The organism is Brevibacterium sp. Marseille-P9724, from assembly GCF_902500275.1.
Classification (GTDB): Bacteria; Actinomycetota; Actinomycetes; order Actinomycetales; family Brevibacteriaceae; genus Brevibacterium.
Window position 1 is genome coordinate 402201 of the sequence record NZ_LR722990.1, and the last position, 13204, is coordinate 415404.

The window sequence follows — 13204 nt, forward strand, 5'->3', positions numbered from 1 at the left end:
CACTTCCTGTAGTCGACGCGGTTGTTCTCACTGGATTCTCCCAGCGTCCGCTCATTCTATCGGCTGTTCCTGTGAATACCAGCTCTCACCCGGTGTGCGCGCCCGTTACAGTTGGTGTGGACGCACGTCAACAGGAGGAACCTTCGCATGAGCTCGCTGAACTGGTCTGCCGAAGACCAGGCTGCTGTCAACACTGCTCGACTTCTCGCCGCTGATGCCGTTCAGGCTGCCGGCAACGGCCACCCCGGCACCGCTATGAGCCTCGCACCCGCCGCGCACTACCTGTACCAGTATGCGATGACCCACAGCCCGGCCGATCCGAACTGGATCGGCCGCGACCGCTTCGTTCTGTCAGCGGGACACGCCAGCCTTACGCAGTACATTCAGCTGTTCCTCACCGGCTACGGGCTGGAACTTGACGACATCAAGCAGCTGCGCCAATGGGGTTCGCTCACCCCCGGCCACCCCGAGGTGGGGCACACCGCGGGCGTTGAAATCACCACGGGCCCGCTTGGCTCCGGCATTGCAAGCGCTGTCGGCATGGCTATGGCGGCACGGCGCGAACGCGGTCTGTTCGACCCCGAAACACCGAAGAGCGAAAGCGTTTTCGACCACAGCATCTTCGTCATCGCCGGTGATGGCGACCTCCAGGAGGGCGTATCCGGCGAAGCTTCATCGCTTGCGGGCACTCAGCGTCTGAGCAACCTCATCGTCATCTGGGACGACAACCGCATCTCCATTGAAGACGACACTTCGATCGCGTTCACCGAAGACGTCGAGGCACGCTACGCAGCCTACGGCTGGCACACCCAGCACGTTTCCTGGGTCAAGGAAGACGGCACCTACCTCGAAGATCTCGACGCCCTCCACCTCGCAGTGGAAGCGGCCAAGGAAGACGACCGTCCGTCCTTCATTCGCCTGTCGACCATCATCGCCTGGCCGGCCCCGAACGCTCAGAACACGGGAGCTGCGCACGGTGCTGCGCTCGGTGACGACGAGATCGCCCAGACCAAACGGCTGCTGGGCTTCGACCCTGAAGAGAAGTTCGCCATCGCCCCGGAGGTTCTCGACTACACCCGCAAGGCCGCAGAGCGCGGCCGCGAAGCACAGCGAGACTGGAACGAGCGCTTCCAGCAGTGGCGCAGCGCCAACCCCGAAGCCGCGACGCTGTACGGCCGTCTGCAGGCGCGCGAACTGCCCGAAGGCCTCACAGACACGCTGCCGACTTTCGAAGCAGACGACAAGGGAATTGCGACGCGCGCAGCTTCCGGTCAGGTTCTTCAGGCACTCGGCGCAGCGATGCCCGAACTGTGGGGCGGATCTTCTGACCTCGCCGGTTCGAACAACACCCTCATCAAGAATGATCCATCATTCCTCCCAGAAGATCGCTCTTCGGAAATGTTCCGCGGCACCGAATACGGCCGCAACCTGCACTTCGGTGTTCGCGAGTTCGCCGCAGGGCTGATCTGCAACGGCATCGCCCTGCACGGGCCCACCCGGCCGTACTCGGGCACCTTCCTCGTGTTCTCCGACTACCAGCGGGCTGCTGTCCGCCTGGCTGCACTGCAGAACCTGCCGAACATCTTCGTGTGGACCCATGACTCCATCGGCCTTGGCGAAGACGGCCCGACCCACCAGCCGGTTGAGCACTTAAGCGCCCTGCGCGCAATTCCGGGACTCGACGTGGTGCGACCCGCTGACGCCAACGAAACCGTCTGCGCGTGGCTGAAGATCCTCCAGCGCACCGACGGGCCCTCCGGTCTTGTGCTGTCGCGCCAGAATCTGCCCGTACTCGACCGGACAGAACTCGCCGGCGCGGAGAACACCGCCAAGGGCGCCTACGTTCTGTCTGACGATCCAGAACCCGAGGTCATCCTCATGGCCACCGGCTCAGAAGTTCAGCTGGCGCTCGAAGCGGCTGCGCAGCTGCGCCACGACGGCACTGCGGTGCGCGTCGTCTCGATGCCCAGCCACGAATGGTTCGACGCTCAGCCCCGCGACTACCGCGACAGCGTTCTGCCTCCGACCCTGCGGGCACGCGTCTCGGTCGAAGCCGGCTCGGCAATGAGCTGGCACCGCTACCTCGGCACGGACGGCCGCGCTGTTTCGCTCGAACACTTCGGAGCTTCAGCCGACTACAAGCGCCTCTACCAAGAGTTCGGCATCACGGCCGACGCGGTCGTCACCGCCGCACGCGAATCCATCCGCGCCGCCAAGGAGGAACAGTGAACCTTCAGACCCTGAGCAAGAACGGCATTTCCATCTGGCTGGACGACCTTTCGCGCACTCGCATTGAATCCGGCTCGCTCGCGCAGTCCGTGGCAGAAGACTCCGTTGTCGGAGTGACGACCAATCCGACAATCTTCGCGGCAGCACTTGCCGAGGGAAGCGGCTACGCAGACCAGCTGAGCGAGCTCAAGGCCAGCGGCACTTCGACAGAGGATGCTGTGGATGCGCTCACCGTGCGCGATGTCGCTCTGGCCTGCGACATCCTCAAACCTGTCTACGACGCCACGGACGGCCGCGACGGCCGCGTGTCCATCGAAGTCCCGCCGACGCTTGCCCACGATGCCGAGGGAACGGTCAAGTGCGCGCTGAAGCTTCACCGCATGATCGACCGCCCAGGCGTCATGATCAAGATTCCCGCCACACCCGAGGGCCTGCGGGCCATCACCGCGGTCACCGCTGAGGGAATCAGCGTCAATGTCACCCTCATCTTCTCGCTTGATCGCTACCGCAGGGTGGTCGAGGCGTACATCAACGGGCTCGAAAGGGCGCGCGAAGCAGGCCACGACCTCGGCACCATCCACTCCGTGGCATCGATCTTCGTGTCCCGCGTGGACACAGAAGTGGACAAGCGCCTGGAGAACATAGGCACCGACGCGGCTCTGGCTCTGCGCGGAAAGGCCGGAATCGCCAACTGCCGTGCTGCCTACCGCATTGCCGAAGAGCAGTTCAGCTCCGAGCGCTTTGCCGTTCTCGAAGCAGCCGGTGCCAACCGGCAGAGACCGCTGTGGGCCTCAACCGGCACGAAGAACCCCGAGTACCGCGACACGCTCTACGTCGAAGAGCTCACGGCCCCCGGAACCGTCAACACAATGCCGGAGAAGACCCTGCGCGCCTACGCCGAACACGGCCACGACAAGGGTGATGCCGTCACCGGCACTGCAGCCGAAGCCAACAGCGTGCTCGATGCGCTGGCTTCCGAAGGCATCGACTACGCGGACGTCATGCGGGTGCTTGAAGACGAGGGCCTGCAGAAGTTCGACGACAGCTGGGCCGAGCTCGTACAGACGGTCGAGGCGGGTCTGCGATGAAGGTCGTCCTCTCCCCTGCCTCCCACGAGTCCTACGATCATGAACTGAAGGTCCTCACTGAGGCTCGTGCTGCGTCACGCCTGGCCGCCCGCGATTCTCAGCTGTGGGGCGATTCCTGCGCTGCCACAGCTGAGAATCGCCTTGGCTGGGTGGAACTGCCGAAAGTCGAACACCCCGAAATCGCTCGCGCCGAAGAGCTGCGCCGCGAACTGGCCAAAAGCGGTGTGCACCGTTTTGTCCTGTCCGGCATGGGCGGATCGTCGCTGGGAGCGGCCGTTATCGCTCGCGCTCTCGAGGTGGAGCTCACCTTTCTGACGAGCACGGCACCCGCCGCTGTGCACCGGGCTTTCGGCGACGACCTCAAGCACACGGGACTGATCGTCGCATCGAAATCAGGCACAACGGTCGAAACCCGCTCACACCTTGCCGCTTTTGAGGCCGCCTGCGCCGACGCCGGCCTCGACCCCGCCGAACGGGTCATCGCCATTACAGACCCCGGTTCACAGCTGAACGACCTCGAGCGCTTCACCGCGGTCTTCACGACCCCGGCCGATGTCGGCGGGCGCTATTCGGCACTCACCGCCTTCGGCCTTGTCCCCGCCGTTTTGGCCGGCGGCGATCCGCGACCGCTGCTGGAGGCGGCTGCGCAGAGTGCCGCTGTGCTCGGCCGTGACGACGACAACCCCGCGGTTGAACTGGCGGCGTTCCTCTCCAGCGCTCACGCTCGCGATGTCGACAAGCTCGTTCTGGCGGACCAGACCGGCGTCGGTTTGGGTGCATGGATCGAGCAGCTCGTAGGCGAATCGCTCGGCAAGGACGGCAGGGGGCTTCTGCCGATTGCCGTTGCAGACCCGAACTCCGATCTCATCCAGAAGGCCGGGCCGGACGTCAGCATTGTCCAACTCGCCCTGGACGGCGAAGACAGCACGGAGCTTCCTGCGCCCGTATCCGGCCACATGGCCACAGTCACGGCCGAGCTCGGAGCTGCGCTCTACCTGTGGGAATTCACAACCGCCCTTCTGGCTTTCTCCACGGCCGTCGATCCCTTTGACCAACCCGACGTTGAATCCGCCAAAGCCTCCGCCCGGGCCGCCCTTGCAGATCCCGAAGCGGTTCACGGCATGGACCTTGTGTTCAGCTACGAAAACATCGACGTCTACGGCAATGAGCACGCGCTGGCCAGCGTGCGCAGCATCAGCGGGACCGTTCAGGCCCTGGCCGGTGCCGTTCCCGAGTTCGGATACGTAGCCGTCCAGGCTTTTGTCGACCCGGAGCGCTTTGCTGCGATCGAGGCGCTGCGCGAAGCAGTTTTCCGCCTGACCGGACTTGTCACCACCTTCGGCTTCGGGCCGGCCTATCTGCACTCCACCGGGCAGTACCACAAGGGCGGGCGGAACAATGGGGCCTTCATCCAGATCACCGCCGACCCTGCGGGCGAAGACCTCGCAGTTCCCGGTGCCGACTGCTCTTTTGCACAGCTGCTCAGCGCACAAGCCGACGGCGATGCGGATGCACTCCGCCGCGCGGGACGTCCCGTCGTTCGCCTGCACCTGCGCACCGACGGATGGACACAGCTGGAGCGCTCACTCGGACTGAAAGGATAGGGGAAGCCTCGGACTGGAGGAAAGGAAGCAGAGACTTTCTGACCGGCACTTGTGCATTCGCTCTGCAATTGCCCTAGGGTATATGCATGCCGCGGATCACTGTAACTCTATGACTCCACGGCCGAGACCATGTACCCGATCTTCGGAGAGATTATGATCTCTGGTTCACAACCAGAAGTCCTGGCACAAGGGGGCTCACTCGAGTCCGTCGACGCGACTATTCAGAGCATCCTGGGCCCGTTCTCAGACTGGCTCAACAAGGTCGTCTTCTACGCACCGAGCGTCGGCGGCGTTGAGATTCCGCTCATCGTCGTCTGGCTGATGGCCGGCGCGATCTTCCTGACCGTCTACCTGCGGTTCCAGCCCATCACGGGCCTCAAATACTCCTACAAGGTGATTCAGGGTCGGCTGACCCGCAAGACCGACCCCGGCCAGGTGTCCTCTTTCCAAGCACTTGCGACTGAGCTTTCGGGAACGGTCGGGCTGGGCAACATCGCCGGTGTGGCCGTCGCCATCACCATCGGCGGCCCCGGCGCAGTCCTGTGGATCATCATCTTCGGCCTCCTTGCCATGACCATGAAGATGGTTGAAGCCACTCTCGGTGTGAAGTATCGCGAGGTCGACGCCAAGGGCGAAACCATCGGCGGCCCCATGTACTACCTGCGCAACGGTCTGCGCGAAAAGGGCATGCCGCGCTTCGGTTCGTTCCTCGGCTACTTCTACGCCGCCGCAACCCTCATCGGCGTGTTCGGTGCCGGCAACCTGTTCCAGGCCAACCAGGTTGCGATGCTCGTGCAGAACGCCACCGGCGGCGAAGACTCCTTCTTCGCGGGCCGTCTGTGGCTCATCGGCCTGATCCTTGCCATTCTCAGCGGTGCCGTCATCCTCGGCGGCATCAGCCGCATCGCACAGTGGACCTCCGCCATCACTCCCCTCATGGGCGTCCTCTACGTAGCCTGTGTTCTCATCATCATCGTCATCAACATTCAGCACCTGCCGGGCGCTGTCGGCGCTATCTTCACCGGCGCGTTCACAGGTGAGGGCGTATCCGGTGGCATCGTCGGCGTTGCCATTGTCGGCATTCAGCGAGCACTGTTCTCAAACGTCGGCGGTGTCGGCACCGCCGGTATGGCCCACGCGGCCGTGAAGACTCGCGAGCCGGCGACTGAAGGCTTCACTGCACTGTGGGAGCCGTTCGTCGACTCCGTCGTCGTCTGCACCCTGACGGGCCTTGCCATCACGATCACCGGCGTCTACCAGGGTGACGCAAGCGGCGACGGCATTGTCCTGACCACCGAAGCGTTCGCCACTGTTTCCTCGTGGTTCCCGATCTTTGTCACCGTTGCGGCGATTCTGTTCGGCTTCTCGACGGTTCTGTCCTACGCCTACTACGGCGAGGTTGCCATCGGCTTCCTCACCAAGAAGAGCCGCGCAGCCGTTCGGGGCTTCCACATCGTGTGGATCCTGGCCGTCGTCGTCGGTTCGGCTATGACCCTTGAGAGCGTCGTCGGCATTTCTGACGCCACGCTGTTCATCATGGCCTTCCCGAACCTGCTGGGAATCTACTTCCTGGCGCGCAGGACCAAGAAGGAGATCTGGACCTACCGTGCCCGCGTCAAGGCCGGAACTCTCGACGAGATCCCAGAAGACCTGCAGGTCGGTCTGCGCGATCACGAACCGACACAGCAGCAGATCAAGGAAGAAGACGCCCGCCTGAAAGCAGAAGGCGAGAAGCAGTCGCGCGTTCGCCGGGCATTCCGAAAGATCACCGCTGACCGTCGCGAAGGACGCGAAGACAAACACACCAAGCTGTAGACAGCAGCTTTACGCAGCGGACGTCAGTATGCCGCAGCGACTGAGGGCCTCGCAGCGTATGGCTGCGAGGCCCTCAGTCATGATGCCGACAGGATCTGGATACGGGGCAATAGGCGCAAACACGCATCGCACTGCGCATCCGTCTGATTCCGCATCTGCACAAAAAGCGCCGCTGCCGTTGCGGCAGCGGCGCCTATGCGCGGCTTAGGTCCTACTGGAAGCGGACGATGAGTCCCAGAAGCACAATGCAGGCAACCCACACAATCGCCGTCAGCGCGGTGAACCTGTTGAGGTTGCCTTCGGCGACGCCGGACGAACCGAGGTTAGAGCTCATACCGCCGCCGAACATATCGGACATGCCGCCGCCCTTGCCTTTGTGCAGAAGAATGAACAGCACAAGAATGAAGCTCGAGAGCACGAGCACGCCAGTCAGAATCCACGTCAGAATAGTCACGCCGAATATCCTATCAGTCAGCCGAAGCGCGGACAGCGGTCTTGCACAGTGCGGCGAAGCCAGTCGGGTCCAAACTCGCCCCTCCGACCAGCGCACCGTCGACGTCTGACTGGCGCATGATGTCCCCGACGTTGTCCTGGTTGACCGACCCTCCGTAGAGGAGTCGCACCAACTGCGCGAATCCATCACCGTAGGTGTCGCTCAGCAGTCCGCGCACGGCCGTCGCCATCGTCCCGGCGTCATCAGCCGTCGCAGTTTCTCCCGTGCCGATCGCCCAAACCGGCTCATATGCGATGACAAGGCCTTCGAGTTCGTCTGCCGATTGGCCTTCAAGTGCCCCGGAAACCTGAGCCAGGGTGTATTCGATGTGCGTGCCCGCGGCGCGCACGTCCTGTGGTTCGCCCACGCAGAGGATCGGGGCCAGCCCGTGGCGACGAGCCGCCCGAACCTTCTGGCCAATGATTTCGTCGTCCTCACCGTGATGTGCTCGCCTTTCAGAGTGTCCGACGACAACGTACTGACAGCCGAGCTGATTGAGGAAGCGTCCGCTGATCTCGCCGGTGAAAGCGCCTTCGTCATGAGCCGAAAGGTCCTGCGCGCCATAGGACACAGGGATCTTATCGGCCTGAACGAGGGTCTGCACCGAACGGATGTCGGTGAACGGAGGGATCACCGCAATGTCAGCGGTCGATCCGTCGAAACGCGCATCGCGCAGCGACCATGCCAGCTTCTGGACCGAGGCGATCGCCTCGAGATGATCGTTGTTCATCTTCCAGTTGCCGGCCAGGAGTGGTTTGCGGGTCATTGGTGTGCTTTCAGTTGAGTGCTGTCAGTCCGGGGAGTTCTTTGCCTTCGAGGTATTCCAGGCTCGCGCCGCCCCCGGTGGAGATGTGGCCGAAGTCGGCTTCGGAAAAGCCCAGGGAGCGCACTGCTGCCGCGGAGTCTCCCCCGCCGACAACTGTGAGGCGGCCGTCGGCTTCAGATCCGTGAACTGTCGTCAGCGCCTCGGCTACCGCTTTGGTGCCCGCAGCGAAGGCAGGGATCTCGAATACGCCCATGGGGCCGTTCCAGAACACCGTCTTTGCCTTCTTGATGATCTCTGCGAAGTGCGCTGCGGATTCGGGCCCGATGTCGAGCCCCATAGCGTCGGCACCGGCCGGAGTGCCTTCCAAAGCGTCGACGGACGCAACCCAGTGGTCCGCGTCAGCCCCGAACTTCTCGGCCATGACGATGTCAGTGGGCAGGACGATGTCGACGCCGGCTTTTTCTGCCTTTTCCAGGTATCCCCGGACGGTGTCGATCTGGTCTTCTTCCAGCAGCGACGAGCCGACCTTGCAGCCCTGCGCTTTGAGGAAGGTGAAGACCATGCCGCCGCCGATCAGCAGCGAGTCAGCCCGGTCGATGAGCGAATCGATGACGCCGAGCTTGTCGGAGACCTTCGAGCCGCCGAGAACAACAGCGTAGGGCCGCTCAGGATCATGCAGCAGACGTTCGCTGACTTCGACTTCAGCCGCGACGAGCCCCCCGGCATAGTGCGGGAGTCGTGCGGGAAGGTCGTAGACGCTTGCCTGTTTGCGGTGGACCACGCCGAAGCCGTCAGAGACGAAGACGTCGCCCAGAGCTGCCAGCTGATCGGCAAAAGCAGCGCGCTCGGCGTCGTCCTTCGAAGTTTCGCCCGGGTTGAAGCGCAGGTTCTCCAAAAGCAGCACCTCACCATCAGCCAGTGCAGCGACGCGGGCCTGAGCGTCTTCGCCCACGGTGTCCGCGGCGAACTGCACCGGACGGCCGATGGCCTCCGTCAGGACCGGCGCCACCGGGCCAAGGCTGAATTCGGGGTTCGGCTCTCCCTTGGGTCGGCCCAGGTGGGCAATGACGATGACGCGCGCACCCGCTTCTGCAAGAGATGCGATGGTCGGCGCGGAGGCCTCGATCCGACCGCGGTCGGTGATTGTGTCGCCGTCCATCGGGACGTTGAGATCGGAGCGGACGATGACGCGCTTGCCGGCGAAGTCACTCGGGTTGGTGAGAGTCTGCATAGTGTCCTTTTCTCGGTGCCGGAACTCAGAGCCGTTCGGCAACATAGTCTGTCAGGTCGACCAGGCGTTCGGAATAGCCCCATTCATTGTCGTACCAGGAGACCACCTTGATCTGGTCGCCGACTTTGCGGGTCAGCTGAGCGTCGAAAATCGACGAACGGTCTTCCATGACGATGTCCGATGACACGATTGGGTCTTCCGTGTAGCCCAGAATGCCCTTGAGGGAGCCTTCCGCGGCCTTCTTGACCGCGGCGTTGACTTCGTCGACGGTGACGCTCCTGCTCGGCAGGAAGGTCAGGTCGACGAGAGATCCCGTGACAACCGGAACGCGGACGGCGAAGCCGTCGAGCCTGCCTTTGAGCTCAGGCAGAACCTTGCCGACGGCATTGGCCGCGCCGGTGGTGGTCGGCACGATGTTGACCGCGGCGGCACGTGCTCGGCGCAGATCTTTGTGCGGGCCGTCAACGAGGGCCTGACCACCGGTGTAGGCGTGGATCGTAGTCATGATCCCGGATTCGATGCCGAACTCTTCGTGAAGGACTTTTGCCAGCGGGGCCAAGCAGTTGGTGGTGCAGGACGCGTTGGAGAACACGTGATGCTTCTGCGGGTCGAATTCTTCGTGGTTGACGCCCATGACGAACATGCCGTCGTCTTTTTTGCCCGGTGCCGACAGCAGGACCTTCTCAGCGCCGGCGTCGATGTGCTTCTGCGCCTGATCGCGCTTGCGGAACTTGCCGGTGGCTTCGATGACGATGTCGACCCCGAGCTCTCCCCAAGGGATGTCGGACGGGTCTTTGTGGGCGCTGGCGTGAATCGACTTGCCGTCGATGATGAGCGAATCGTCAGTGTGCTCTACGGTCCCGCCGAACCGACCCCACACGGTGTCATAGCGGAAGAGATGGGCGAGGCTGGCGTTGTCGGTGAGGTCATTGACGGCAACCACTTCGAGTGAAGTGCTTCCGGCGAGGATCTGGCGCAGAACGGAACGGCCGATGCGGCCGAAGCCGTTGATTCCGATGCGGACTGTCATGGTGTCTGCCTTTCGCGTGTTCTGAGTTCCGTGAGTTCGAGGTGGGGGGGGTCAGACGTCGTCGAGCATTTCGGGTGTGAGACTGGCTTTGGTGTCGGGAACGCCCGTTTCCTCGGCCTTTTTGTCCGCGGTGGCCAGCAGCCTGCGAACACGGCCGGCAATGGCGTCTTTTGTCATGGGGGGATCGGCCAGCTGGCCGAGTTCTTCGAGCGAGGCCTGTTTGTGCTTCAGCCTCAGCTCTCCAGCGTAGCGGAGGTGATCGGGTACGTCGTCACCGAGAATCTCCAGGGCTCGCTCAACACGCGCACCGGCTGCGACTGCAGCCCGCGCGCTGCGGCGCAGGTTGGCGTCGTCGAAGTTCGCCAGGCGGTTGGCGGTGGCCCGGACTTCGCGGCGCTGCCGTCCTTCTTCCCATTCACGGCGCACTTCGGCGGCACCCATGGCTTCGAGGAGTTCGCCGATTGCCTCACCGTCGCGGATGACAACGCGATCGACCCCGCGGACCTCCCGGGCTTTGGCGATGATGCCCAAACGCCGCGCAGCGCCGACCAGCGCCAGTGCTGCTTCCGGTCCGGGACACGTGACTTCGAGAGCTGACGACCGGCCTGGTTCGGTGAGTGACCCGTGAGCGAGGAATGCTCCGCGCCAGGCGGCTTTGGAATCGTTGGTGGAGCCGTTGACGACTGCCGGGGGCAGTCCGCGGACGGGACGGCCCCGGTTGTCGATAAGCCCGGTCTGTCGGGCCAGCGCAGGCCCTTCTTCGGTGACGCGCACAATGTAGCGTTCCCGCTTGTTCAGACCCGAGGCTCCCGCAACGGCGACCTCCGGCGAAGCCCCGTAGAGAGTCGCAATCTCGCCGTAGAGGCGGCGGGCAGCCGCCGCAGTGTCGAGCTCAGCTTCGATGACGATTGAACCGGCCACGATGTGCAGAGCCGAAGCGAAGCGCAGCGTCGAGGCGACCTCGGCCTTGCGGGCGGGCGAGCGGCGTTCTTCCACCCTCGTGAGTTCGTCTTTGACCTTTGCGGTCAGGGACATGGGGTTCCTTCCTCAGTCACCACTGTTCATCGGTCTTGAGACCGGCGTTGACAAACATATCGCGATAGCACGCGGCAAGCTTCAGCGTGTCGTGCTGACCGCGGATCCGCGCGGCCAGGGGCCGGGCCCACAGCCTGGCCGCAAACAGCTTCTCTGCGGCATCGCGCAGACCGGCTTCTTCAGCGGCTGCAGCTTCGTCGACGAGAATGTAGTCGAAGCTGAGCCCGGGCGCGTGCTCTTTCAGCGACTCCAGGTGCTCGGTCAGGCTCAGGCCTCGGGTTTCCGCTGTCGCTCCCGGCAGGTTGAGAGTCAACGACTTCACAGCGGTCGAGGAGCAGATCGTCTCCGCCAGTTCCGGCACCAAGAGGTGCGGCATGACCGAGGTGTACCACGAACCGGGGCCGAGGTTGAGAACATCGGCCTGCTCCACCTCGGCGATTGTCTCCTTCCGCGCCGGCGGCGCGGCTGGAACGAGCTGAACCTGGGACACGGTCGCCCGGCACGAGGCGACTTGCGACTGACCGCGGATCACACCGGAAGTTCCCTGGCTGTCAGTGAAATCTGCTTCTATTGTCAGCGGCACCGACGACATGGGCAGCACGCGACCGTGCGCCCGCAGGAGCCGAGCCACCCAGTCGAGGCCCTCGACTTCGTCCCCGTGGATCTGCCACAGAGCGCTGATGAGCAGATTGCCCACCGAATGCCCGTCAAGGCAACCGGAAGAATCGAAGCGGTGCTGAATGACATCGCGCCAAATGCGACCCCACTCGCTGTCATCAGTCAAAGCGGCAAGCGCCATGCGCAGGTCCCCCGGCGGTAGACCGCCGAACTCCTGGCGCAGCCGGCCAGACGAGCCGCCGTCGTCGGCGACGGTGACCACGGCGACGAGATCTTCCGTCAGCAGGCGAAAAGCGCGCAGAGCGGCATACAGTCCATGGCCGCCGCCGAAGGACACGACCTTCGGCCCGGTGCGCCGGGCCGGGTGCTTCAGATACAGGGGAAGTTCCGCAGTGTTGACTGGGGGCTCCATGTCATTCCTTCCCCAGGTCCCTGTGGCGCAGGGTGACCGATGCGTGAGTCAGTTCGGCAAGTCTGCGGTGGACGGCTTCGGCGACCGCGACCGAACGGTGTTTGCCGCCCGTGCAGCCAATCGCAATGGTCGCGTAGGGGCGGTGATCGGCGAGGTAGCCGTCGATGACGATTTCCAGCGCTGACACGTAGCGGTCGATGAAGTCCTGAGCACGCGGCTGTGTGAGCACATATTCGGCAACCGGTTCGTCTGTTCCGCGCAGGGCTTTGAGCTCCGGCACCCAGAAGGGATTCGGCAGAAAGCGGACATCCGCAACGTAGTCGGCGTCTTTCGGGGTGCCGTATTTGAAGCCGAAGCTCATAACCGTAAGCCGCAGCGCCGATGAACCGTCCTTGTCGAACAGACGGCGGATTTCATCGCCCAGCTGGTGGACATTGAGGTCGGAGGTGTCGACGATGACATCGGCACTGGAGCGCACCGGCTCAAGTTCTCGGCGTTCGGCTTCCAGACCGTCGACAATGGTGCCCTCGCCCTGCAGCGGATGGGGGCGGCGAACAGATTCATAGCGGCGCACAAGAGCGTCGTCGGACGCATCGAGGTAGAGAACGCGGATGCCTTCGGGGCCGTGGAGATCGCGCAGGGTGTCTTTCAGTGTTGCGAACATGCCCCGCCCGCGCACATCGGCCACAACAGCGACTTTCGGGGCGTCACCGTCAACCCGACTGACAATATCGACAAGACCGCTGATCATCTGCGGCGGCAGATTGTCGACAACGTACCAGCCCATGTCCTCGAGGGCCTTTGCCGCGGTTGAACGTCCGGCACCGGACATGCCCGTTACGACGAGCACGGTGTCACGCTGATTGGTCGTCATGCGATCTCC

Annotated in this window: 11 protein-coding genes; 4 read left to right on the forward strand and 7 right to left on the reverse strand. The window is 63.6% G+C overall.

Annotated elements, in window-relative coordinates; genetic code table 11:
* Positions 1-147 precede the first annotated feature (147 nt).
* The 4 genes from tkt to GC119_RS01985 all read left to right on the forward strand — a co-directional run bounded on the left by tkt (position 148) and on the right by GC119_RS01985 (position 6736).
* Positions 148-2229 carry a transketolase gene (gene tkt / locus GC119_RS01970; RefSeq protein WP_070776890.1) on the forward strand — a complete coding sequence of 694 codons (2082 nt, stop codon included), beginning with the start codon at positions 148-150 and terminating at the stop codon, positions 2227-2229.
* Positions 2226-3317 (forward strand): transaldolase, encoded by a 1092-nt coding sequence (gene tal / locus GC119_RS01975; protein ID WP_151952303.1) that lies wholly within the window; start codon positions 2226-2228, stop codon positions 3315-3317. Before tkt ends, tal begins: the two co-directional genes overlap by 4 nt.
* Positions 3314-4921, forward strand: a complete 1608-nt coding sequence (locus GC119_RS01980; RefSeq protein WP_151952304.1) for a glucose-6-phosphate isomerase — start codon at positions 3314-3316, stop codon at positions 4919-4921. The genes tal and GC119_RS01980 overlap by 4 nt, the downstream gene beginning before the upstream one ends.
* 153 nt (positions 4922-5074) lie before the next feature.
* Complete coding sequence (locus GC119_RS01985; RefSeq protein ID WP_226829176.1) at positions 5075-6736, forward strand: alanine/glycine:cation symporter family protein; 1662 nt, start codon at positions 5075-5077, stop codon at positions 6734-6736.
* Positions 6737-6947: 211 nt separating this feature from the next.
* Here GC119_RS01985 and secG read toward each other — a convergent pair whose 3' ends face one another.
* The 7 genes from secG to rapZ are packed head-to-tail and all read right to left on the reverse strand — an operon-like array spanning position 6948 to position 13195.
* On the reverse strand, positions 6948-7190 hold the full coding sequence (gene secG / locus GC119_RS01990) for a preprotein translocase subunit SecG (RefSeq protein WP_070572641.1): 243 nt from the start codon (positions 7188-7190) through the stop codon (positions 6948-6950).
* Between the two features lie 13 nt (positions 7191-7203).
* Positions 7204-7995, reverse strand: coding sequence for a triose-phosphate isomerase (tpiA, locus tag GC119_RS01995; protein WP_070776886.1), 792 nt, complete (start codon positions 7993-7995; stop codon positions 7204-7206).
* 10 nt (positions 7996-8005) lie between these two features.
* Positions 8006-9226 (reverse strand): phosphoglycerate kinase, encoded by a 1221-nt coding sequence (locus tag GC119_RS02000; protein ID WP_151952305.1) that lies wholly within the window; start codon positions 9224-9226, stop codon positions 8006-8008.
* Positions 9227-9251: 25 nt separating this feature from the next.
* Positions 9252-10256 (reverse strand): type I glyceraldehyde-3-phosphate dehydrogenase, encoded by a 1005-nt coding sequence (gene gap, locus GC119_RS02005; RefSeq protein ID WP_070572636.1) that lies wholly within the window; start codon positions 10254-10256, stop codon positions 9252-9254.
* 51 nt (positions 10257-10307) lie between these two features.
* Entirely contained in the window at positions 10308-11291 is a 984-nt protein-coding gene (whiA, locus tag GC119_RS02010; protein WP_151952306.1) for a DNA-binding protein WhiA, read from the reverse strand.
* 16 nt (positions 11292-11307) lie between these two features.
* Positions 11308-12321, reverse strand: a complete 1014-nt coding sequence (locus GC119_RS02015; protein WP_070572633.1) for a gluconeogenesis factor YvcK family protein — start codon at positions 12319-12321, stop codon at positions 11308-11310.
* 1 nt (position 12322) lies between these two features.
* On the reverse strand, positions 12323-13195 hold the full coding sequence (gene rapZ, locus GC119_RS02020; protein ID WP_070572631.1) for an RNase adapter RapZ: 873 nt from the start codon (positions 13193-13195) through the stop codon (positions 12323-12325).
* Positions 13196-13204 lie beyond the last annotated feature (9 nt).